This window comes from Marinobacter sp. KM021 (assembly GCF_050707965.1).
GTDB classification, from domain to species: domain Bacteria; phylum Pseudomonadota; class Gammaproteobacteria; order Pseudomonadales; family Oleiphilaceae; genus Marinobacter; species Marinobacter shengliensis.
In genome coordinates, this window is sequence record NZ_CP136129.1 from 1,049,044 (window position 1) to 1,072,243 (window position 23,200).

Below are 23,200 nucleotides of genomic sequence, written 5' to 3' on the forward strand. Positions count from 1 at the left end.
GGAACCATGTACTACGATTTTTTCGGCTTTAGGGAACCTCCGTTTTCAATCGCACCGGACCCTCGCTACCTGTACCTGAGTGATCGCCACAAGGAAGCCCTGGCACACCTGATGTATGGCGTGCAGGGGCAGGGCGGGTTTATCGTCATTACCGGTGAGGTGGGAACCGGTAAAACCACCGTGTGCCGGTGTTTTATCGAGAATGCTCCCGAGCATGTCGATATTGCGCTGATTCTCAATCCGCGGCTGTCTGCCCGGGAACTGTTGTCTTCGATCTGCGACGAGCTGGAAATCGACCACGCGCCGGAAGCCACCATCAAGCAGCTGGTGGATGGCATCAATCAGGACCTGCTCAAGGCCCACGCTGCTGGCCGTCATAAAGTTCTGATTATTGATGAGGCCCAGAACCTGTCCGCCGATGTGCTGGAACAATTGCGCCTGCTCACCAACCTGGAAACCGCCGAGAAAAAGCTTCTTCAGATTGTGCTGTTGGGGCAGCCGGAACTACAGGACATGTTGGCGCTGCCTGAATTGCGCCAGCTCAACCAGCGTGTGACCGCACGGTATCACCTCGATGCCATTGAGCAGGCAGACCTGCCGGCTTACCTTCGTTACCGTTTGAGTGTGGCCGGGCTGCGCGGAGATATCTTCAGCCCGGCCGCTGTCCGGAAACTCTATCGCCAGAGCCAGGGGATTCCCCGATTGATCAACCTGATCAGTGATCGTGCGCTGCTGGGCGCTTATGCTGAGGGTGAACACCAGATCACGGCCGACCACATTCAACAGGCTGCCCGGGAAGTGCACGGTAATAGCCGTCTGAAGACCTCCGCGGGTGGTAGAGACGTTACCCGCGCGGGTCAGCTGTTGTTGTTATCGGCGTCGATTCTGGTGGCGATCATCTGCACCATCTGGTTGTTCCAGCTGCCGGTAACCGAGCAGACCCTCGCTGACGACCTCGAAGTACCCGCCATCTCCGGCGTCATCGAGCGTATCAGTGATCCGGTGGTGGCTGAGCCCGAATTCGACACCGCTGAGCCGAATACGCTTCCGGAGCCAGCGGAACCCGGTGTAACCTCCTTTGAGTTTGAACGCCACACCCAAGCGCTGACCGAGGCATTTGGCCAGCTGTTCGGCGTTTGGGGCGAAGAGTATGACGCCCGGCAGTTTCCGGTTGCCTGCGATTACGCCCGGAGCGTCCGCCTTGGCTGTCTGGAACGGCAGGGCAGCCGGCGCAGCCTGGAGTTTCTGGATCGCCCGGCGATCCTGCACTTGCGCAATGGGCGCGGCGACACCGGCTTTGTGGTGCTACGATCTCTGGAGGGTGATACCGCCAGTATCGAGTTGGCGGGTGAAACCCGGGAAATCCCGTTTCGCCAGTTAGAGCAGTATTGGTACGGTGATTTCCGGGTGCTGTGGCGAATGCCCGAATATATGTCGGGTGATGGCTTTTTTGCAGGCACTTCCGGGGCGCAGTTATGGATGGGCGCGCGGATGATGGAGTTGGCAGACCGGATATCGCCGAACCAGGCAGAGAGCGCCCGGGTAAAGCGGCTGACCACCGAAGAACAGGTGCGCTGGTATCAGGAGGCCAAAGGGCTGACGGTGGATGGAATTGCCGGGCCGATGACCATTATCCAGATCAATAATGACCTGGGCACGAATGTACCCCGGCTTGTAGCGGCCCGTGTGGGCAATAGCGGTTAGGCTATGTCATATATTCTTGATGCGTTGAGAAAATCCGAAGCCGAGCGGCGACAGGGCAAGGCACCAGACCTGGGGCAGCAGGTGCAAATGGTCTATCGGCCCAAAAAGAAGCCGTTATCACCCGTTGTCTGGGTGGTTCTGGCGCTGTTGCTCAATGCTGCTGTGATGGCTTACCTGTTCTGGCCAGCGCAGTCGTCTGATCCGCGCCCGGTAGACGACGCGCCAACAGCGGCTCGACAGGCGCCATTGGTTGCCGATCCGGATTTGGTCGCTGATCCGGATGTCTCGGTGTCCGCACAGGGGCAGCCGGGCCGGGAGCCAGTGCCGGTTGAGGCTACGCCACAGGCTGAGCCAAGCCAGGACGTGGTTGCAGCATTTGAGGTGGCAGACGAGCCCCTGGCTGAATCCGGCAATGAAGCTCCCCTGGTGATTGTTCCGGACCAGTCTGTTCGGGAAAGGGTGTTGACGCCGGCAGACTCTCAGGGCAGAGTGCCGCACCTGGTAGAACTGCCGCTGTCGTTTCAAAAGAGCGTTCCTGATTTGACCTTCAATAGCCATATCTATTCGTCCGACCCCATGGCCAGCCGGGTAATGATCAACAATCAGTATCTTCGCCCTGGTGACACCTTTGCCAGCCTGGTGGTTGAGCGTATCACTGAGGATGGCGTGATTCTCAGCAAATCTGGCCAACGTTTCCGGGTAGGCACGGTACGAGACTGGGTGAGCCCGCGATAATGGCGCTGACCGACGACGTCAAACAACAGATTCAGCAGGCTTATCGTGATGTGTTGGCCGGTAAGGACGTTCGCGCCCGTTACGGCCAACGGCTGATGATCGCGGAGATTGCCCGTTACATGGGTGAAATCACCGACAACGATGGCCAGCGTACCTCGCCCCCGGCAGCCTGTGTGGTGGAAGCCGGCACCGGTACCGGCAAAACCCTGGCGTACCTGATCGCAGCGATACCCGTAGCCAAGGCCCTGGGTAAAACGCTGGTGATCTCCACGGCAACCGTGGCGCTGCAGGATCAGATTGTTCTTAAGGACCTTCCCGACCTTCGCAAACACAGTAAACTGGATTTCAGCTGGACCCTCGCCAAGGGGCGGGGTCGATATCTGTGCATGTCCCGCCTGGAGGCCCGGTTACACGACGAGGGCCATGGTGACAGCGACACCATGCCCCTGTTCCTTCTTGAACAGCCCATGGATGACGAGGCTGCAAGCCGAATCACCTTTGAGAAGATGCTTGCCACCTACGGTTCACGCGAATGGGATGGCGACCGGGACCACTGGCCAGAGCAGATTCCCGATGACATCTGGCGTCAGGTAACCACCGACCACCGCCAGTGCACCAACCGCCATTGCGCCTACTTCGACAGTTGCGCGTTTTTCGACGCCCGCAAAGACCTGGATGACGCCGATGTGGTGGTGGCCAACCACGACCTGGTGCTGGCCGATCTTGCCCTCGGCGGCGGTGCCATTTTACCGGAGCCGGAGAACGCGCTGTTCATCTTTGACGAGGCGCATCACCTGCCGGACAAAGCGCTGAACCATTTTGCCGCGTCGGTGCCGTTGAACTCCACACGGCAATGGCTGAAACAGTTATCCCAGGCTCTGGTCAAAATGCAGCCCTGGTTACCTGGCGGCTCCCAGGCGGCCAAGGCGGTTGAGAAAATCAGCACTTCTGGCCGTGATCTGGATATTGCCCTTGGCAGGGTTTACGAAGAGATTGAACAGAACACCGGCTGGGAATTTAATGACGAACGGCGCAGCGCCCAGTGGCGTTACCCGGATGGCGAACTGCCGGAGGCGGTTGCAGAGTTGGCTGCGGAGACCCGGATTGTCACCGCCGGACTGGTTCGGCACCTGGGTACCCTGGTGGATGAACTGCAAAGTGCCTTCGATGAGCGAAAAGACCCGGAGCTGGACCGGGACACCGCCGATTCCTGGTATCCGGTGATTGGCGCCTTCCATAGCCGGGCTGAGGAGCAGCTGCGCCTGTGGGCGGCCTGGTGTGAATCCGGGCCGGTCATTCCACAGAACGATGAGTCGGCAGAAGCTGCACCGGTCGTTCGTAAAGGGCCGCCGCCTGCCCGCTGGGCCGTGCGCCAACGTTGGGACCATGCAGAAGATATTGCCCTGTTCAGCTCACCTGTGCTGGCGGACAACCTGTTGTATTCCCGCCTGTGGTCGCGGGTCTATGGCGCCGTTCTGACCAGTGCCACACTGACGGCCCTGGGCCGTTTCGACCGTTTGCGTTCCCGGGCGGGATTGCCAGAGGCCAGCCGTTATCTGGTGGTGCCCAGTTCCTTCCGTTATGGCGAGATGGCCACGGTGGAAGTGCCGGCTATGGCTGCCATGCCAACCGATGATGGCTTTGCCGAGGCGCTGATCAAGCGGCTGCCGGATCTCTGGGCCGGTGAGAAGGCCACCCTGGTTCTGTTTACATCCCGCCGGCAAATGCAGCAGGTGAGGGATGCCCTGGCACCGGATTATCCCGAGTTGATTCTTACCCAGGATGACATGGCCAAGAACGAGGTGTTGAAAACGCACTGCTCTCGTGTTGATGAAGGGCGGCCCAGTGTGCTGTTCGGAGTGGCCAGCTTTGCCGAGGGTATCGACCTGCCCGGAAAGTACCTGCACCACGTGGTGATCACCCGCCTGCCGTTCTCAGTGCCGGACGACCCGATCGAGGCGAGTCTGGCGGAGTGGGTAACCCAGCGCGGTGGCAACCCGTTTATGGAAATCACCGTGCCGGATGCCTCCGTCAAGCTGGTTCAGGCGGTGGGGCGGCTGTTGCGCACTGAGCAGGATACCGGGAGGGTAACCATTCTGGACCGGCGTATAGTGGCACGCCGATACGGACAGTTGCTGCTGGACGCGCTGCCGCCGTTCCGGCGAATCATTGAGCATTAGTCCGGATACTGCCCATAAAAAAAGAGCCAGCCCGAAAGGGGATGGCTCTTATCGAAAGGGGTTCAAACGAACCCGGGCGTCGAAACAACGCGGAACAAGAAGTCTGAAGGCCTGAAGTTCAGAATTCTCGGTAAGGCGTTAACCTCACCATGGTTGAATAATAGGGCTTAACGGGGCGTAAACGGATCGTCCAAAGGGCGTAGTGACGAGGCTTAATTCTGAGAAAGTGTGAAAGTGGTCACACTTTTAGTCCTGAAGCACTTTCAGTTCCCGTGCCCGGGCCAGGGCTTCGGTGCGCCGGCTAACGCCGAGTTTGCCGTACAGGTTCCGGATATGGGCTTTGACGGTGGCGGGCGCCACCGCCATCCTGGTGGCGATGTCCTTGTTGGCCAGCCCCTGATTAATCAGGAGCAGTACTTCCTGTTCTCTCTGGCTCAGGGGTTCGGCCAGCCCGTCAGTTGTTTCAGAGGGCTGGTCCGATTGGGGCTTGGATAGGGCAATGTCGGCGTTTCCGGATAGCTGGTCTTTCAGCATGGTCAGCAGTTCACGGTTCCAGCGCCCGGGCGTTCGTAGTCGGGGGCAGTCCAGCAGCATGGCCCGAAGACTGGGGCTTTCTTCCGCAAACAGCTTCAAAAAACCGGCGTTTTCGGCTCGATCCAGCGCCCGCTCCAGCATGACGGCGGCTTCCTCATCGCGATCTTCTTGCGCAAGGGCATCGGCATACACCAACAGGATCTCCACCAGATGTCGGTTATGGGCGTTGCGTTCTGCCACCGGAACCAGTGCCGATAAGGTTTCCTGCGCTTTCTGATAATCCTTGAGGGCTACCTGCACCCGAGCCAGCGCGATCTGGTTCTGTTCCCGGTTCAGGGGGTTGGTGGCTGGTGTTTCCAGGGCCGCCTTCAGGGTGGTCATGGCTTTATCAGCGAGGCCCAGCGCAAGGTAACAACGGGCCAGAAGGGCCGAAGCGGCAGGTGGATCAAACAGGATGTGGTCACGGCGCTTGCTGCCAACGGCGACAGCGTCTCCCAGCAATTCGATGGCTTCTTCGAGTTCACCTTGGCTGAACGCAAGGTGGCCGCGTACGTACTGGATGACCACATGCTGTCCGGGCTCCGTACCTTTCTCCACATGTTCGAGCAGCGGAGACAGGTAACTGGCGGCCAACTCCGGCTCATTGCGTTCACGGTAGATTTCGGTCAGCGCACTGTTCTGCCAGCAGGAAATAAGCCGTGGCTGGCTTGGGTCTGCGAAATGCTCATCCACCCAGTTGCGTACGCGGGTGGTGGTTTTCAGGGCCAGCTCGGTGTCACCACGGTTGTACTGAATCCACGCCAACAGGCCGCCTGAGGACAGCGCGGTGCTGGCCTTGCGCTCTATCTGTCCATAGTGAACGGCTGATTCCAGGGCTTCCTCGGCATCGTTGAGTTCACCCTTGCCAAAGTAGTCGAGGCCGAGGCCGTAATAGGTGACGGATTTCAACGGTATCTGGATCTGATCGATGTCCTTGAGTACCTGACGGGTGAGGTCTGACGCATTCTTTTCGTCATTCCTGCTTCGGGCCAGGTAAGAACGTACCAGGGATATTTCACTGTGGATAGCCAGCGCGCCCTCGGCATCAGGATGGGAATCGGCCACCCGCCGGTCGAGCAGATCTTCGACTTCAGTCAGCAGGGGCGCCAGGCCCTCAACGCGGTTGGCAAAGAACAACCCCCAGATTCTGAGCATCTGCAGTTGCGGGCTTTCAGCCAGTTGCCTTGCCGGTATGGTATCCAGCCAGGCCAGTACCGGCAGGTGGTAGCCACCGTGAATCAGGTTGTTACCATGCTCGGCAAGCACCCGGGCCAGGCGGTCGGTGTCGTTCTGGCTGACGATCTGGGCAATCCCTTCCTGCACTTGGCCGTGGCTAAGCAACCAGTCAATGGTGCGGGACTGGAGCACCGCCGCCCGTTCTGGATCAATGGATTCTATCCGTTGGAGCAGAGCTTCCCGGAACAGGTCATGGTAGCGGAACCACTGGTTGTGTTTGTCGAGGGGAATCAGGAACAGGTTCAGGGAAAGCAGGCGAGTGAGGATGTCCTGGCTGTCATCCCGCTGGCGAACGGCATTGCACAGTGAGCTGGACAGACGAGGGCAGTAAGCGGTGTCCAGCAGGAATCCGGTGAGTTCGTCCGGGAGTTGGTGCAGAACTTCGGTCAGAACATAATCACTGATCAGCGCACCATCTGGTGTGCCGATACGCTCATGGCCGGAGTGGCCGGACTCCAGGGCTTCGGTTTTACCTGCCAGGGCGGAGAGCTGCATGGCGGCAACCCAGCCCTCGGTACGCCGGCAAATGGTGCGGATCTCCTGTTCAGACAGGTTCATTGCCATGGTGTCCTGGAAGAAGGCTCTGCATTCGTCTTCCGAAAACGCCATCAGTCCCGGATGAATATCCTGAACCTGTCGCCTGACCCGCCACCGTGCCAATGGCAGTGGGGGTTCAGTGCGGGAGGCAATGGTTACCAGGATGCCCGGGGGAAGGTAGTCCATACACCAGGCCAATTGACGGTGGATGCCGTCGTTACTGATCACATGGTAATCGTCGAGAACCAGATGCCAGGGATTGCGGTCTTCGGCCAGGGCATTGACCAGCCCGGTAATGGCGGCGGTCAGGTCGTCACCCTGCTGCCGGGATATCTGCTTCTCGCAGTCTTCAAGCCCCATGAGACCGGCATGCTTGAACGCGCCAATCACATACTGCCAGAACTGCCCCGGCTGGTCGTCATGCTCATCCAGTGACAGCCAGGCGGTGCTGGTACTGTTGCGGGCGCACCACTGGCTGGCCAGGGTGGTCTTGCCAAAGCCGGCCGGCGCCACGATCAGGTTCAGCCTTTTACCTTGCTCCGGTTCCAACAGAGCGTCCAGCCGGTGTCTGCGCACAGCTCTGGAGTCGGGTGTTGGCCTGAAAAATTTGGTGGTCAGTAGCATGGTTTCCCGGGGTCAGGGCATGGTAGTAACCGGATTGTGTGCTTTGTCGCACACAAGTCAAGTGCTGCGGTGACGCAAAGCGTTGGTGGGGCAGCGAATCCTGGTAATTGGTCTACACTGAATACAGATAAAACTGTATATCCAAAAAGAATGAAAAAATAAATTCTTATGCGTATTATCGGATAAAAGACTCATCCAGGGAGCGACAGACTCAATGAAATTACAGCAGCTGCGTTATATCTGGGAAGTGGCGCACCACGATCTGAATGTCTCCGCCACCGCCCAGAGCCTTTTCACTTCCCAGCCGGGTATCTCGAAGCAGATTCGGTTACTGGAAGATGAGTTGGGCCTGGAGGTGTTTGCCCGCAGTGGTAAGCACCTGACTCGCATCACCCCCGGTGGCGAGATTATCATCCGGGAGGCCGGTGAAATACTGCGCCGGGTGGAGGGCATCAAAAAGATTGCCCAGGAGTTCAGTAATCAGCGCAAGGGTGACCTGAGTATTGCCACCACCCACACCCAGGCCCGTTACGCCTTGCCACCGGTGATCAGTGGTTTCATTGAAGAATATCCGGACGTGTCGCTGCATATGCATCAAGGCACGCCGATGCAGATTTCCGAGATGGCGGCCAATGGCGCTGTGGACTTTGCCATCGCCACTGAGGGTATGGATCTGTTCAATGATCTGATCATGATGCCTTGCTACAAATGGAATCGCTGCGTGATTGTGCCCAAGGATCATCCATTGGCAAAAGGGCAGGAGCTGACCCTGGAAGAGCTGGCGGAGTATTCCCTGGTCACCTATGTGTTTGGTTTCACCGGCCGGTCGAAGCTGGATGAGGCCTTCCAGTCCCGTGGCCTGACACCAAAAGTGGTGTTTACCGCTGCGGACGCCGACGTGATCAAAACCTACGTAAGATTGGGCCTTGGGGTGGGGATTATTGCCAGCATGGCGTTTGATCCAAAAGTGGATACCGATCTGGTATCGCTGGATGCCAGCAAATTGTTCCGGCCTTCCGTCACCCGCATCGGGTTCCGGAAAGGGACTTTCCTGCGTGGTTACATGTACGATTTCATGCACAGGTTTGCGCCGCACCTGACCAAGGACATGATCGATAACGTGGTTGCGCATCAGGGCAGTCGCACAGAAATCCAGGAATTGTTCAAGGATATTGAACTGCCGGTTTATTGAAGTTCTGAATAACAGAAAAGCCCGCCGTCAGTGATGACGTGCGGGCTTTTTTTACAGGTGCAAAATGGGTTTAGCCTGATTTGCCGATCAGGTTGCCCGCATGCAAGCCACATTCCTTATGGGTGGCCTCTTCCCACCACCAGCGGCCTTCCCGCTCGTGCTGGCCCGGCAGCACCGGCCTGGTGCAGGGCTGGCAGCCGATGCTGACGAAGCCTTTTTCGTGCAGTGTGTTGTAGGGAGCCTCAGACATCCGGATGTAATCCCAGACCTCTTTCGAGCTCCAGTTCGCGAGCGGGTTGAATTTCACCAGAGTCTTGTTGTCGCTGGAGAAAGCTGAATCAACCTGAACTACCGGTACGTCGTTGCGGGTACCGGGGCTCTGATCCCTGCGTTGCCCGGTAATCCAGGCATCAACGGTTGCCAGTTTCTTGCGCAGAGGGTTGACCTTGCGAATGCCGCAACATTCGGAATGGCCATCTTCGTAGAAGCTGAATAATCCTTTGCGGTTCACCATGTCCTGAACTTCACCGGCATCCGGGAACAGCACTTCAATCTCGATTCCGTAATGCTTTCGCACGCGCTCGATGAACTCGTAGGTTTCCGGGTGCAGCCGGCCTGTGTCCAGGGTAAACACTTGCAGGTTGTCGGTTAACTTGTGGGCCATTTCGATCAGCACTACATCTTCGGCGCCGCTGAATGAAATGGCGATGTTGTCATAGCGTGCCAGCGCCGCCTTGAGGATAGCCCGGGGGCTTTGGCCGTCGAGTTCAGCGCGGAGATTTTCAATATCAGTCATGTTGCTCCAGGGGGCTTTTCCACTGTGCGATCAACGGAGTGAATAAAGGTGTGATCTAACCTGAAATAAAGGCTACCACCAAATGCCTCATAGCTTGAAGGAATGAGCATCTATATCTTTATGCCTCGCTGATAAGGTGATCCATGGGATTCACGATGCATTCCGGCCAGGATTTTCATATCATACGCCCCAGACAACCCGGGCCTTGTTGGCCCGGCCAATTATGACTTTTTCAGGAGACCGTTGTGGAACTCGCATGTCTTGACCTTGAGGGCGTACTGATCCCGGAAATCTGGATCGCATTTGCAGAAAAAACCGGCATTGAGGAGCTCAAGGCAACCACTCGGGATATTCCTGATTACGATGTGCTGATGAAGCAGCGCCTGCGCATCCTGGACGAGCATGGCTATGGTCTGCCGGAGATTCAGGAAGTGATCAGCACTCTGGACCCACTGCCTGGCGCCCGTGAATTCCTGGACTGGCTGCGTGAGCGCTTCCAGGTGGTGATCCTGTCGGATACCTTCTATGAATTCGCCATGCCACTGATGAAAAAGCTGGGTTATCCGGCACTGCTGTGCCACAAGCTCGAAGTGGCAGAGAATGGTCAGATCACCAACTACCTGCTGCGTCAGCGTGATCCCAAGCGCCAGTCAGTTCGCGCTTTCCAGTTGTTGAATTACCGGGTGATTGCTGCCGGTGATTCCTACAATGACACTACCATGCTGGGTCAGGCAGAAGCCGGTATTCTGTTCCATGCACCGCAGAACGTTATTGACGAGTTCCCGCAGTTCCCTGCAGTGCACAATTTCGATGATCTGCGGCAGGAATTCCTGAAGGCCAGCGCTGTTCACCCGGCCTGATCCTTTGGGGCTCTGACTTGCGCCGCCGCAAGCCTGGTAGCGCAGGTCAGAGTTTCAGCTGCTCCAGAAACCGCATCAGCGGCTGCACTTTTGCCAGGGTTTCCTGGTATTCAGCCTCTGGCTCTGAGTCGGCCACGATGCCACCCCTCCCCAGCAACTGACTGTCCCGTCCGGCTCGCACAGCAGGGTGCGAATCGCAATACTGCTGTCCAGATGGCCATCAAGACCGTAATAGAACACCGAGCCACAGTAGGGACCCCGCCAGTGGGGCTCCAGTTCGGCAATGATTTCCATGGCGCGGATTTTCGGGGCGCCGGTAATGGAGCCACCGGGGAACGCATCAAATAACGCCTGTAACGGGCTGATACCAGGTTTCAATTTGGCTCGAATGTGGCTCACCAGGTGATGCACATTGCGGTAGGACTCAAGGGCAAATAACTCATCCACACTGACTGAGCCGGGCAGGGCATGGACGCTGAGGTCGTTACGAAGCAAATCCACGATCATCAGGTTCTCGGCCCGGTCTTTCTCCGAGGCCAGTAGCTCCTGCGCCAAAGCTTCATCCTGTTCAGGGTTCTGACCCCGGGCACGAGTGCCCTTGATGGGGCTGGTTTCAATCACACCTTCGCGAATGGCCAGGAATCGTTCCGGTGATACTGAGACTACCGCGTTACTCCGAAAGCGGAGAAAAGCTGCATAAGGCGTCGGGTTGGCATCGCTGAGCGCGTTGAAGGCGGCCCAGGGGCTGCCCTGGTAGTGCCCCTCAAACGATTGGGACAGATTGGCCTGATAGCAGTCACCTGACTGAATGTAATGCCTTACCTGATTGACCCTTTGCCGAAAATTGTCGGGTGTTTGTGTTGGGTTGAAATGGTTGGTTATCAACCAGGGCTCATGATCATCGTTAACAGGGTGGTCAAGCCAATCGACCAGCTTTTTTTCCGTGGAGGCGGGCAGTTGGGGGTGGACCCACAGATAGCATGCGCCGCTTTCCAGGTCCTCACTGGCCATCCACAGGTAAAGCCCGGCGAAAAACAGCGGGTAGCGGAGGTTCCTGGCCAGTCTGTTCAGCCTTGGTTCTCTGGCATAGCCGAACTCGTAGGCAATGCTGCCAACCCAGCCGCCTGCGAGAGGGCAGGGCACCTCGGCATCGGTGATCCCGGGCTGCCGGTAGGTATCTGCCAGCGCCTCCAGCTCACCGGCAAGGGTGGGCGTGTCGATTCGTCTATTCGGCGTGCTATCGATGACAGCCTGCTCCACGGCAAGACAGCTGAAACCCCTGGCTTCACCACGGCCCCCCGCAGGTGCCTGGCTGCCGAGAAAAATAAAGTCCGGTTGCTGTGAGGCGTGGGCGCACAGTCGGTTGTATTGTTGCCGGGTAACAGGCTGGCAGAGAGGAAAGGCCAAGATACCTCCGTTAAAAATTGGAAGAATGATACACGATGCACAAAACGGCCGTTGTCCGATCAGGACAGGCGCTGATCTAATGGTTATACGGAGCCGATCAGCCCGGGGCGTATTTTACCGGGTTTTGCCGCCCGTGAACTGAAAATCCATAAAACAAGAACGGAAGTTGTCCTATGTCTCGCTTCAGAAAACACGCACTTGCCGCCACGTTCAGTCTGTTTGCCCTGGGTGCGACGCACTCGTTGGCGGAGGGTTTGCCGCAAGACGGTCCCTTGTCTGATGGGAAAATATCAGAGGATGAGTTGGGTGTGGTTCTTGTAAGCGCTCAGCAACAGTTGGTCCGGCTGTCTGAGGTTGCCACCGAGGAATATCAATCCACTATTCTCGACGAAACTCCGAACATGCCCGCCGCCTGGATGCTGATGAAGGACGGTGAAACCGTCAAACGTATCAATATCGATGGTCAGGCGGAGGGTATCCCGGCTTCTGCTCGAATAAAGATGTATCGAGCAGCAATCAAATCCATTGCCCAGCGGGGCCATATCAGTGCGGCAGCCATTCTCTACACGGGCCGGGTTAACGAGCACAGCGATACCCAGGCACTTGTGATTGAGCATGAACATCGGCTTGGGGTGTCTTCCAATAAAGTGATTGGTTACGAAATCCGGAATGGTGCGATTTCCTGGGCTGAGCCAGTTTCCCAGGAGAAACCGTTCGAGTGGTTCTACCAAAGCAAAGGTGGGCAGTCCTGAGCAAAATGCGAACTCATCGATACTTGTTTCCAAATGTAATTGTAACGTAAAAGAGTGTGAATGGAGTCACGGACTAGGACTGTAAAACAATCTTAAATGGACCCGTGGAGTAAAGGACTTCACTTAAAAAACTCACACAAGAATAAAATGAGTTTCACAAGGAGATAATAATGAAAGGCCTGAAGAAAATTGCTCTGGCAACTGCCGTTGCCGCTATGCCGTTCGCTGCTCACGCTGACCTGAAAGCGCTTGACGATACCGCAATGGGTAACGTTACTGGCCAGGCTGGTGTGACCATCGAACTGGAAACCAAAGTCAGCATCGGTCAGTTCGTGTATACGGATGAAGGTAGCTTCACCGTGAACGATATCGTTCTGGGTGGTTCTGGTGTTGCTGGTGGTCCGGGCACCGACCTGTTGGACGACCTGTACATCGACATCGACGTAGAAGCTGACGGTGACGCTGTAATCCACGTTGGTTCACTCTCTGGTCAGCCGATCGACTGGGGTATGACTGCCAGCTCCATGGAACTGGTTGCTGCTGACGGCAGCGAGAGCACCACTCTGGTATCTAACCTGAGCGGTTGGGGTATGTTGGGTGCTCTGGATATCCGCGTTGATACCGCTACCGACACCCTGAACCTGGACGTTGCTTTCAACGTTATGCAGATGGACTTCGATGTTGAATTCCTGGGCATTGGTATCCGCGATATGGCCATCATGGGCGGTCAGTTCTTTGAAGGTGACACTGGCGCTGCCGGCATGTTTGCAGTGGCTAACGTAGATGTTTACAAAGGCGACGGCTTCGGTGCTTCTACCGCAACCGACGTTCTGCGTATCGACATCAACGACATCACCATGGATATGTCCATTGGCGCAATCGAAATCGGTGGTACTTCCATCGGTTCCATCGCCATGGATAACCTGACCATCTCCGACACTCGTCTGGCTGTTTACGGTCACTAATCTGACCTGAACACCTGAGTAGGTGATGGGCGCCCCGCATTGCGGGGCGTTTTTATTTCGCCAGAAAAAATCTGGCCAAAACAAAACGGCGACCCGCTAAAGGTCGCCGTTTTGCTCTAGAGATGCGGGATCTGAATCAGCGGTCAGGCACCTGAATGGATAGGTCGAATCCGCCGCCGGGTCTCGGGGTTAGCTGGATAGGCCCCTCGTTGATGCCGTGGGGTATGTCGATACGATCAATACCCGGCGGATTGCCGATACTGAAGTTCAGGTTCTGCCCGTCGAAACCAATTCCCAGCTGGTCGTTAAGAAACGTCTGGGTAAAAGGTTCGTCCGGTATTTGTGGCTGCTGACCGAAAATCAGCTGTGGAATCGTCTCGGCAAAATTGGCCGGGGGTTGGGCCCGGGCCAGCTCCTCAGTGGGTAGCAGAAGGGCCCTGCGGAGGAACTCTTCTTCGGCGCTGCTCAAAGCGTCGGACTTGCCATCTTCCATATAGCGCTGGAGCGCTTCGCGGTAGGCTTCCTCTTCGGCTTCACTCAGAACCGGCTCGCCGGGCGAGATGGTCAGCGCCCTGATAATTCGCTGGCGATCCGCTTCGTTTCTTTGCTGGTCTCTTGGCACAACTATGACCGCGGAATCCTGAACATAGGTTTCCACCATCTCATCCGATGTCATCGTCTGAACGCCGGCCATGGCCGGAGAGGAGAGAGTGACGGTGATGGCCGTTGCAAGCAGTGTTGGGCGTGTCATGGCATAGCCTCTTGCGTTACCGGATCAGTTGAGGGGCGCGGCTGAGACTACTCTATTCAGTCAATACGCTTCCTTAACGGAGTATTCGGTTTGTCAGACAGTTTTTCAACCGGAAAGTGCCTGGTCTGTGATCAGAATCCGCAGTTGGGCAGTAAAGCTTTATGGGCGGCCGGGTAATGTGGTTTGATGCATGCCGGTAACGGGTGAACTTTTGAGGAAGAATGCGGCCTGATGGGCATGATAACGCGAAAACTCCGGCAACGATGGCAGCACTGGATTAACCGCAGGGTTCCCCGCGGAGACAGCCAGACATTCAGCCAGAAAAACATCTTCATCCTGCCAACCGGTGCTGGGGTGGTTTTTGGTGTTCTGCTTCTGATCATGCTGATCACCGGCATCAATTACCAGAACAGCCTTATTTACCTGCTGACCTTCATTCTCGGGGCCCTGTTCGTCGGTGCCATGCATCAGACCCATCGCAATCTCTCGGGGCTGACGCTCGCCCTTGTTCAGCCCGGCGAGGGCGAGGCCGGGGATGATATACCGTTTCGATTTCGGATTACCGCTGGCAAGGATAGCGGGCTTGCCATTGCACTGTCGGTTGTGGATTCAAAGCTGGAAGGTGTCCATGTGCCGGCTGGCCAAGCCTTGGACGTCATTTTGCCCATTCCCTCAGCCCATCGTGGTTACCTTCGGCCAGACAAGGTTCGGATTGAAACCCGTTTCCCATTCGGGTTGCTCAAGGCCTGGTCCTGGTTACGCCCGAGTTCGGCCGGCATAGCCTATCCCAGGCCACTGGTTGCGCCGGAGGTAATCAGCCAGGTGGATGACGGCAGTGAGGCCCGCTCTTCCGCGCCTGTGGCCGGTCAGGATAATGCCGACCTTCGGCCCTGGCGTGAAGGGGATCTTAGCCAGAGGGTCATGTGGAAACGGTTTGCCCGCTCCGGGCAGATGGTGGTTGCCGATTGGGAAGGGGAGCAAGGAAGCCCCCACTGGCTGGATTTCAACGCTTTCCCGGGCGCGGATACTGAACTCAGGCTCAGCTATCTGGCCTGGTTGGTGGCCGACCGGCTACAGAAAGGCGCGAAGTTTGGTTTGAACCTGCCGGGGGAGGTAATCGAACCCGACACCGGCCCAATCCATACAGACCGGTGCCTACGGGCGCTGGCGGTCTGGGGCGAAAAGCCGCCGAGAGAGCAGGATGCATTACCGTTTGGTACCCGTAAAGCCGTGGACGGGGCTACGGCGGGAGGCAGTATATGAGCCGCCTGGTCGATGTGCTCCTTGGTAGAAACCGTCGTTCCGAAGTACCGATAGATGCCATTCCTGGCACAGCGCTTCTCTGGCTGATTGGCAGTTTTGCACTGTTACTGTTGCCACAGTGGAACCGGTTACCCTGGTGGCTGATTGCCGCCTGCGTGGTGCTGGCAGGTTGGCGCTGGCTGGCCCAGAGTGGTCGGGTGCGATTGCCGGGGCGCTGGTTGCGGACGGGCATTATGCTGGTGTTGATCGGAGTCTACGTAGGGACTGTTCATGGCCGCTTTACCGTCGATACTGCTGCGTCGTTCTTCGTGTTGGCGGTTGGGCTCAAATGGCTGGAAACCTGCTCCGCCCGAGACTTCTATGTACTGTTTTTTATTCTGGTGTATCTGGCGGCTGTAAACTTCCTGTTCCAACAGGACATCCTGTGGGCCCTGCTGACGTTTGCAGCCATTGCCTGCCTGCTGGTGGGTCTGCAGGTTCTTAACGCGCCGGATCTTCCGGGGTCATTGAAGGCCGGTTGGAAGCGGCTGGGCCTGTTGATGGTGAAAACCCTGCCGGTAGTCGTCCTGTTATTTGTGTTCTTTCCGCGTATGGCGCCGCTATGGAGTGTCCCACTGGTTTCCGGCGAGGCTCGCAGCGGTATCTCCGACACCATGCGCCCCGGCGATATCTCCAATCTGGCCCAGAGCAGTGAGCGGGCGTTCCGCGTGAGTTTTGGTGGTTCGATTCCCGAGTATCGGGATCGCTATTGGCGAGGGCTGATTCTCGATTACCTTGACGGCGAGACATGGCGGCAGCGCGACCGGGAGCCTTTTCAGCGCCCTGGCAGGGTCGCGGTGGATGGCGGCGTGGGGGCATTGGCGAACAATCAGTACGATGTGCTGATGGAGCCCACGGACCAACGATGGGCCTTCTCCCTGGAAGATTCGATTGCGGTCTCGGACAACGTGTTTGACGCAGGGGAGGATCTGTTCCGTTTCCGTCGTCCCGCAGACAGCCCGGTTCGTTACCGATTGGCGATTGCCCCCGGGCAACCCCGGCCGGGTAGTGAGCTCACCCAAGCAGCGCGTCAGCGCTACCTGCAATTGCCTGGCGAAGGAAACCCGCGGGCGCGGGCATTGGCCAGTGAGCTGGCGGGCCAGTATTCCCCGGCCCAGGTGGTTAACGAGCTCATGCAGCGGTTCCGTAACGAGGAATACTATTACACACTGCGGCCACCGGCGATGCCCAACGATGGTGTGGATACCCTGTTGTTTGAGGCGCAGCGCGGGTTCTGTGCCCATTACGCGGGCGCTGCCACCTTTGTATTCCGGGCTGCTGGAATTCCATCCCGTGTGGTGGTGGGGTACCAGGGCGGAGATGCCGGCGCCGGGGGCAATTATCTCATTGTGCGCCAGTACGATGCCCATGCCTGGGTTGAGGTATGGCTTGAAGGCCGGGGCTGGGTTCGGGTTGATCCCACCGCTGCGATTGCTCCTGACCGTATTGAGTTCGGATTGCGGGAGGCGATGGCCGAAGAGGGCTCTTTCCTGGAGAACAACCTGACCTCTCCCCAGCGTTATGGCGATCTGGCGGTTTTGCAGTGGGCGTCACTGCAGCTCGACCGAATAAACTACCACTGGCAGCGTTGGGTGGTGGGCTATCAGGGCCAGAGCCAGATGAACCTGATGTCCCGGCTGCCAGGCGGCATTGGCATGAAGGAGCTTGGCTACATTACCGCCGGGCTGGTTGGCTTTGCCCTTCTTGTGGCCGGGTTGGTGTCGGCGCTTTCAATGACCCGGGGAGCACGTCAGGATGGCTTCAGGCGCGTCGTCGGATCATGGCACCGGCTGTGTGAACAGGCCGGTGTACCTGTGCGCAGTGGCGAAACCCCGGTTGTGCTGGCGGAACGCATGGCCGAGGCCCGGCCATCGGTGGCGGAGTCTGCCCGGATCTTTGCCCGGACAGTGAACAGCCATTACTATAGCTCTGCCTCAACCCGTCAGGCTGATGACGATACACGGCGGCTGAGGCGGCTGCTGAAAACCATGAAGCGTCAACTCAAACGCAATCAGGAAACCGGATCCCGGATGCCGAAACATGACTGACATCGCACAGGAAATGCCCTGGCTGGCCCGCGCCTGGTCGTTAGTGCAAAGCCGACTGGCGCAGGATCGTTTGCCCCACGCATTGCTGGTAGTGGGGGAGCGGGGCGTAGGAAAGCGCGCCTGGGCCCAGGCAGTGGCCGAATTGCTGTTGTGTGAAGCACCGGCCAAGTCAGAATACGGCGCGGCGGTGGCGTGTGGCCGTTGCAAGCAATGTGATCTGTTGGCTGCAGGCAGCCACCCGGATTTACGGGTTTATGCCCCGGAAAAATCGCGCATGGTGAAGGTTGACCAGATACGGGCGCTCTCTACGTTTGCAGTTGCTTCGCCCCAGGTTGGCCACCACAAGGTCGCGATTGTTGACCGGGCAGATCAATTAAACATCAATGCCGCCAATGCGCTGCTGAAAACCCTGGAAGAGCCGTTGCCGGATGTGACTTTGCTGCTGTTGCAGGAGAGCGGCCGGCCGGTCCTGCCGACCATTCGCTCCCGTTGTCAGGCGCTGACCATACCCTTGCCGACAGCAGAGCAGGGTGGGCAATGGCTGGCTGCCCGCGTGGCTGAGCTGGACGAAGCAGGCCGGCCGGGTGCGGAGACCTTGGCCAAAAGCCTGATGCTGGCGGGCAATGCACCACGGTTGGCGCTGGACTATGCCCTGGGAGATTTTCTGCCCCTTCGGGACAAGGCCTTTGAAGCATTCCGGCAGTTTATGAAAGGGCAAATTCCGGTTGGCGAGGCGGCTAAATCCTTCAAGGCCCTTGGCCTTGACGATTCGCTCTGGTTATTTGAGAGCTGGGCCGCGGATCTGGCGCGGGCCAGTGTGGGGGGTGCAGTATCTGACCCGGAAGCGGCGGACATGCTTGGTTATCTGGCAAACAACAATCCGCCGTGGCGGGCTCATCAGCTCCTGGACCTGGTTAGGGAAAGTCGCAGTGCCGCGGTATACAATGCCAGCCCGGAACTGGAGGCCAGCCAGCTTCTGATTGCCTGGCGGGAACTGATGCCAAGGAAGCGGAAAGCAAGCTGAGCTTTCTTCAATTTCAGCTGCTATGATTGTGAAATGTCAGGAAATTCCTGAAGCATTGTGGCAAGGTTTAACGACACAAGAACTTCCAGCGTAAAAGGTATGTGATATGGGCCCAGGATTTGGCGCACGCAGCGGCATTCTCACCCTGACCATCAAGGACAAAGCGGTTCTGTACGCCGCCTATATGCCCTACATTCGGCAAGGTGGTCTATTCATTCCTACCCAGAAGCAATATCAGCTCGGAGACGAGGTGTTTTTGCTGCTCAACCTGATGGACGAGCCGGAAAAGATACCCGTGGCGGGTAAAGTGGTGTGGATTACCCCTAAAGGAGCGCAAGGTAACCGTGCGGCAGGTATCGGCGTCCAGTTTAACGGTGACGATGAATCCGCAAGGACCAAGATCGAGTCTTACCTGGCAGGCTCGCTGAGCTCTGATCGCCCAACGCACACCATGTAGGACTCGCCTTGCATGACTGACACTGTGTTACCCGGCAGTGGTCACGACATTCCGGCCGGCTGCCGGGAGGCACACTGGCCGCTCGATAACCTGACCCTTGCCGGCCTGACCTGGCATACTGACCCCTCGCACGAAGTTCGCTCCCCCATACTTATGGTGCACGGCTGGCTTGATAACGCCATGACATTCGCCCGGTTGGCACCAGCGCTGGCCACCGATGCCAGTGTTCACGCAATCGACATGGCCGGTCATGGCCATTCGGGGCATCGACCACCGGGCTATGGTTACTGGCTGATGGACTATGTGGCAGACCTCAGTGAATTGATTGACCATCATTTTCCGGAAAGCGAACGGTACCCCCTTGATCTGGTGGGCCATTCGCTGGGTGGTATCGTTTGTGCCCTGTATGCGGCAGCTTTCCCTGAGAGGGTGAGGCGGCTGGTGATGATTGACAGTCTGGGTGCCCTGAGCCGCCCCGCCAAGGAAACCATCCCCCAGTTGCGCCGGGCCTTGCAGAAAAAACGGAACGGATCGGCACCTCCGGCGGTCTATCCCGATGTGGCGACGGCGGCGAGGATCCGTGAGGGCGGGCTCAGCCCGTTGAGCGCGGAGGCCGCAGCATTGCTGGTGCCCAGAAACATGCGGGCTGAAGGAGATGGCTTTGTCTGGCGCACTGATGCACGGCTAAGACACCCCACGCCTTTAATGATGACCGAAGAGCAGGTTCATGCCTCACTGGCCGCCATCCGGACGCCAACCCTGTTCGTAAGAGCGTCTGAAGGGTTGTTGGCCAGCCGTGGCGGATTGGACAAACGTGCAGAGCTGATACCCGATCTGACGACAGTGGACGTTCCCGGGGGGCACCATTGTCACCTGGATGGTGACACCAAGCCGGTTGCACATGCTATAAAAAGGTTTCTATTCAATGAATAATCGTGCTGTTGTAATGAAACTCCGGAGCCTGTTGGCGGCTGCTTTGCTGGCTTGCGGTTCAGTGGCGTCAGCATCGGAGCTTGGCGAGCCATTGGATAAGTTCGCCCAGTCGAGCCTTCAGTCGGCGCTGGACATTCGGTCGTCCGGACACCTCGTGCTTATGAGCCCGGTTCGCGAAATACGCGGAGAGATCCGCTCGGATGTCATGGCCAGGCTGCCGGTGAACGGCAAGGGTCAGTTATTCGAAATCAACCGGGATGCTAGCCGCAGGGCCGCACAGGAACACTACCGGCGAGAGCTTCAGGCGCGAGGCGGCCAGATCCTTTTTGAATGTTCCGGAGTGGCCTGCGGCCGAAGCAACGTCTGGGCAAACCAGATTTTTGAGCAACCCAGACTCCTCGGCCGGGATCAGGACCAGGACTACTTCGTCGGTGCCGTGGCAGATGTTGATGGCAACCGATGGTTGACCCTGGTGTACACCGTTACCCGTGGCAATCAGCGTGAATATGTGTGGGTTGAACACCTCCAGGTAGCAGCCGGGGCGGACATTCCCGGCTTTCAGGCGTCTGCTGCACGACTGCTGGGCCCCATTATTGTGCCCTGGCAGGGCGGTGTTACCCATCGGTTTGACCTGTCGACTACGGATCGCCGGCGGCTGGGAGAGTGGGCGGCAGAGGAGGGCGCCGAGGTGGTGCTTGCCGCGTTTTCTTCGCTGGAAAATGATGAAACCCTGAATGATTCGATCGCAAGGGCGGAAAGGGCTGCGGGCGCCCTGGCCGACGTGCTGGCGAAATCCGGAGTTTCCCGGGAGCAGGTCCGCACCCTGGCTATCGGGCCGGGGGTTCAGGTAGCGGACCCTAACCGCACGGGTGACCGCATCGAAATCCTGGTAATCAAGAGGTAAGGGAATGTCCGGGGACAACAAGCCAGACAACCAACAGGTCGGCAGTGAGCAAGTGCCTGCAGAGGATGGCGTCAACAAAGTATTGGCAAGTTCTGACGTATCGCCGGCCGAAGCTCCGGCCAATACTGCACGCAAGCCCTCGCAAACCGGAAACGGCAAAACGGTCGCCTTGACCCTCGGTAGTGGCGGTGCCCGGGGTTACGCCCATATTGGCGCCATTGAGGTACTGCAGGAGCGGGGTTACAACATTATCGCGATCTCGGGCTGTTCCATGGGCGCCCTGATCGGCGGTATGTACGCGGCTGGCAAGATGAAGGAATACAAGGACTGGGTGACCGGGCTGGGCCAGTTCGATGTCCTTAAACTGCTTGACGTTACCTTCACCTCGGTCGGCGCTATTCGGGGAGAGAAGGTCTTCTCGGTGGTCCGTGACATTCTGGGCGATACCCGGATCGAAGACTTGCCCATTGCGTTTACTGCGGTTGCCACCGATCTCCTTGCCCACAAGGAAATCTGGTTTCAGGAAGGGCCGCTGGATCGCGCCATCCGGGCATCCATTGCCATCCCGAGTGTTGTGACGCCTCTGGTGCTGGATGGCAGGGTGCTGGTAGACGGTGCATTGCTGAATCCCCTGCCGATTATTCCGACGATCTCTGCCCACGCCGATTTGATCATGGCCGTCAACCTGAGTGGCGAGGATGAACAGCCAAGGCGAATTCCCGATGCGGCATTTGCCGATGAAGACTCCGGCAGCGATATGGATGAATGGGTCGACGCCATCCGGGATAAAGCCTCCCGTTGGTTTGACTGGGATGCCATTAAATCCCTGACCTCAAGGAAACTCGATACCGGGGAATCTCCCGAAGAAAAGATCACCCGGGAGATGGCGAAAAAGCATAAAGAGAAGGATTTGAAAGCCCGGCATGAGGAGCCGGAGAAGGCCGCTCATCACCAGAAACGAGATGACCACGAGACCATTGACTGGGACAAGCTGGGCATTGGCAAATTTGATGTGATGAACCTCACCATCGAAACCATGCAGAGTGCTCTGGTTCAATACAAGATTGCCGGGTATCCGCCTGATCTCCTGGTTAATATCCCCAAGAATGCCAGCCGAAGTTACGATTATCACAAGGCCCCGGAGCTGATTCAGTTGGGCCGGGAGCGTATGGCTGCCGCACTGGACCGGTTTGAGCAAAGCCGCAGCAGTTCCGGCCCGTTGGCCCTTTAATCTGTGTGTGGGCTGCAGGCCTGTGCTTAATAGGCGTATAATGCCGCGCTACATTAGCCTGACCAGGAAGACGTTTTTGTGACCAGTCCAGTTGACGATCTACACACCATCCGGGACTTTCTGCGCTATGCCGCGTCACGGTTTGCGGCATCGCCGTTGTATTTCGGGCATGGTACCGACAACGTGTGGGATGAAGCCGTGCAGCTGGTTTTACGCAGTGTCCACCTGCCATTGGAAAACAACAATGTGTTCCTGGATGCGCGCCTGGTGCGCACAGAGCGCGAACTGATTGTTGAGCGCATTGAGCGCCGCATTAATGAGCGCGTACCAATCGCCTACCTTCTGGGCGAAGGCTGGTTTATGGGTATGCCGTTCAACATTGATGAGCGGGTGCTGGTTCCCCGGTCGCCGATTGGCGAGCTGCTGGAGAATGGCCTTCAGCCCTGGTTGGGGAGCCAGCCCGTTCAACGGATACTGGATTTGTGCACGGGCAGCGGTTGTATCGGTATCGGCGCGGCCACCGTCTTTGATGAAGCCGAGGTTGATCTGTCTGATATTTCCGAGGCCGCCCTCGAAGTGGCGGACTCAAATATCGAGTTGCATGGCCTGGAAGGTCGGGTTCAGACCATCCGTTCGGACGTGTTTGAGAGCATCGAAGGCCGTTACGACGTGATCCTCAGCAATCCGCCCTACGTGGATGCTGAAGACATGGCAGACATGCCTGAAGAGTACCGTCACGAACCGGAGTTGGGTCTGGCCGCGGGTAAAGATGGCCTTGATATCGCTCATCGTATTATTGCCGGGGCTGCGGAGCACCTTACCGAGAACGGTTTGTTAATCGTGGAAGTGGGCAACTCCTGGGGTGCCATGGATGATGCCTATCCGGACCTGCCGCTTACCTGGCTGGAATTTGATAGCGGCGGCGATGGCGTGTTTCTGGTAACGGCTGCTGACCTGCGCGAATGGCAGGTCAGAAACAGTTAAAAAAT

Annotated in this window: 19 protein-coding genes; 15 read left to right on the plus strand and 4 right to left on the minus strand. The window is 57.7% G+C overall.

Translation table 11 applies throughout. The features are described from left to right. Positions 1 to 6: 6 nt before the first annotated feature. From RVM24_RS04920 to dinG, 3 genes are read left to right on the plus strand one after another with little or no spacing between them, the layout of a single operon-like run. On the plus strand, positions 7 to 1,704 hold the full coding sequence (locus RVM24_RS04920; protein WP_431475030.1) for an AAA family ATPase: 1,698 nt from the start codon (positions 7 to 9) through the stop codon (positions 1,702 to 1,704). Positions 1,705 to 1,707: 3 nt separating this feature from the next. Then, complete coding sequence (locus RVM24_RS04925; RefSeq protein ID WP_431475031.1) at positions 1,708 to 2,439, plus strand: general secretion pathway protein GspB; 732 nt, start codon at positions 1,708 to 1,710, stop codon at positions 2,437 to 2,439. Next, a complete protein-coding gene (gene dinG, locus RVM24_RS04930) occupies positions 2,439 to 4,619 on the plus strand; it encodes an ATP-dependent DNA helicase DinG (protein WP_431475032.1) in 2,181 nt (726 codons plus the stop codon). Before RVM24_RS04925 ends, dinG begins: the two co-directional genes overlap by 1 nt. Positions 4,620 to 4,865: 246 nt before the next feature. Here dinG and RVM24_RS04935 read toward each other — a convergent pair whose 3' ends face one another. Beyond that, complete coding sequence (locus tag RVM24_RS04935; protein ID WP_431475033.1) at positions 4,866 to 7,589, minus strand: LuxR C-terminal-related transcriptional regulator; 2,724 nt, start codon at positions 7,587 to 7,589, stop codon at positions 4,866 to 4,868. A gap of 214 nt (positions 7,590 to 7,803) precedes the next feature. Between RVM24_RS04935 and cysB the strand changes: the two genes are divergently transcribed. Further along, complete coding sequence (gene cysB / locus RVM24_RS04940) at positions 7,804 to 8,781, plus strand: HTH-type transcriptional regulator CysB (protein WP_058089688.1); 978 nt, start codon at positions 7,804 to 7,806, stop codon at positions 8,779 to 8,781. A gap of 70 nt (positions 8,782 to 8,851) precedes the next feature. Here the strand turns inward: cysB and RVM24_RS04945 are convergent, their stop codons facing one another. Next, complete coding sequence (locus RVM24_RS04945; protein ID WP_061331122.1) at positions 8,852 to 9,577, minus strand: phosphoadenylyl-sulfate reductase; 726 nt, start codon at positions 9,575 to 9,577, stop codon at positions 8,852 to 8,854. A 245-nt stretch (positions 9,578 to 9,822) separates the two neighbouring features. Between RVM24_RS04945 and thrH the strand changes: the two genes are divergently transcribed. Continuing rightward, on the plus strand, positions 9,823 to 10,437 hold the full coding sequence (gene thrH, locus RVM24_RS04950) for a bifunctional phosphoserine phosphatase/homoserine phosphotransferase ThrH (protein ID WP_138436266.1): 615 nt from the start codon (positions 9,823 to 9,825) through the stop codon (positions 10,435 to 10,437). A gap of 75 nt (positions 10,438 to 10,512) precedes the next feature. Here thrH and RVM24_RS04955 read toward each other — a convergent pair whose 3' ends face one another. After that, positions 10,513 to 11,844: an anthranilate synthase component I family protein gene (locus RVM24_RS04955; protein ID WP_431475034.1), complete on the minus strand. Its 1,332-nt coding sequence runs from the start codon at positions 11,842 to 11,844 to the stop codon at positions 10,513 to 10,515. A gap of 173 nt (positions 11,845 to 12,017) precedes the next feature. Between RVM24_RS04955 and RVM24_RS04960 the strand changes: the two genes are divergently transcribed. Then, positions 12,018 to 12,596 (plus strand): hypothetical protein, encoded by a 579-nt coding sequence (locus tag RVM24_RS04960; RefSeq protein ID WP_286255423.1) that lies wholly within the window; start codon positions 12,018 to 12,020, stop codon positions 12,594 to 12,596. Positions 12,597 to 12,766: 170 nt separating this feature from the next. After that, entirely contained in the window at positions 12,767 to 13,561 is a 795-nt protein-coding gene (locus RVM24_RS04965) for a DUF6160 family protein (protein WP_286255425.1), read from the plus strand. A 136-nt stretch (positions 13,562 to 13,697) separates the two neighbouring features. Here the strand turns inward: RVM24_RS04965 and RVM24_RS04970 are convergent, their stop codons facing one another. Next, positions 13,698 to 14,312, minus strand: coding sequence for a hypothetical protein (locus RVM24_RS04970; protein WP_286255427.1), 615 nt, complete (start codon positions 14,310 to 14,312; stop codon positions 13,698 to 13,700). A gap of 231 nt (positions 14,313 to 14,543) precedes the next feature. On the opposite strand from RVM24_RS04970, the gene RVM24_RS04975 reads away from it, so the two are divergent. From RVM24_RS04975 to prmB, 8 genes are all read left to right on the plus strand, one after another. Then, positions 14,544 to 15,575 (plus strand): DUF58 domain-containing protein, encoded by a 1,032-nt coding sequence (locus RVM24_RS04975; protein WP_431475035.1) that lies wholly within the window; start codon positions 14,544 to 14,546, stop codon positions 15,573 to 15,575. Continuing rightward, complete coding sequence (locus tag RVM24_RS04980; protein ID WP_431475036.1) at positions 15,572 to 17,662, plus strand: transglutaminase TgpA family protein; 2,091 nt, start codon at positions 15,572 to 15,574, stop codon at positions 17,660 to 17,662. The genes RVM24_RS04975 and RVM24_RS04980 overlap by 4 nt, the downstream gene beginning before the upstream one ends. Continuing rightward, a complete protein-coding gene (holB, locus tag RVM24_RS04985; protein ID WP_431475037.1) occupies positions 17,655 to 18,686 on the plus strand; it encodes a DNA polymerase III subunit delta' in 1,032 nt (343 codons plus the stop codon). Before RVM24_RS04980 ends, holB begins: the two co-directional genes overlap by 8 nt. A gap of 106 nt (positions 18,687 to 18,792) precedes the next feature. Then, entirely contained in the window at positions 18,793 to 19,143 is a 351-nt protein-coding gene (locus tag RVM24_RS04990; protein ID WP_058089697.1) for a PilZ domain-containing protein, read from the plus strand. A 12-nt stretch (positions 19,144 to 19,155) separates the two neighbouring features. Beyond that, on the plus strand, positions 19,156 to 20,076 hold the full coding sequence (locus RVM24_RS04995) for an alpha/beta fold hydrolase (protein WP_286920837.1): 921 nt from the start codon (positions 19,156 to 19,158) through the stop codon (positions 20,074 to 20,076). Continuing rightward, positions 20,069 to 20,980: a DUF4892 domain-containing protein gene (locus tag RVM24_RS05000; protein ID WP_228263762.1), complete on the plus strand. Its 912-nt coding sequence runs from the start codon at positions 20,069 to 20,071 to the stop codon at positions 20,978 to 20,980. Before RVM24_RS04995 ends, RVM24_RS05000 begins: the two co-directional genes overlap by 8 nt. Positions 20,981 to 20,984: 4 nt before the next feature. After that, entirely contained in the window at positions 20,985 to 22,211 is a 1,227-nt protein-coding gene (locus RVM24_RS05005; RefSeq protein ID WP_138435594.1) for a patatin-like phospholipase family protein, read from the plus strand. 78 nt (positions 22,212 to 22,289) lie between these two features. Then, positions 22,290 to 23,195: a 50S ribosomal protein L3 N(5)-glutamine methyltransferase gene (gene prmB / locus RVM24_RS05010; protein ID WP_230713930.1), complete on the plus strand. Its 906-nt coding sequence runs from the start codon at positions 22,290 to 22,292 to the stop codon at positions 23,193 to 23,195. Positions 23,196 to 23,200: the final 5 nt, after the last annotated feature.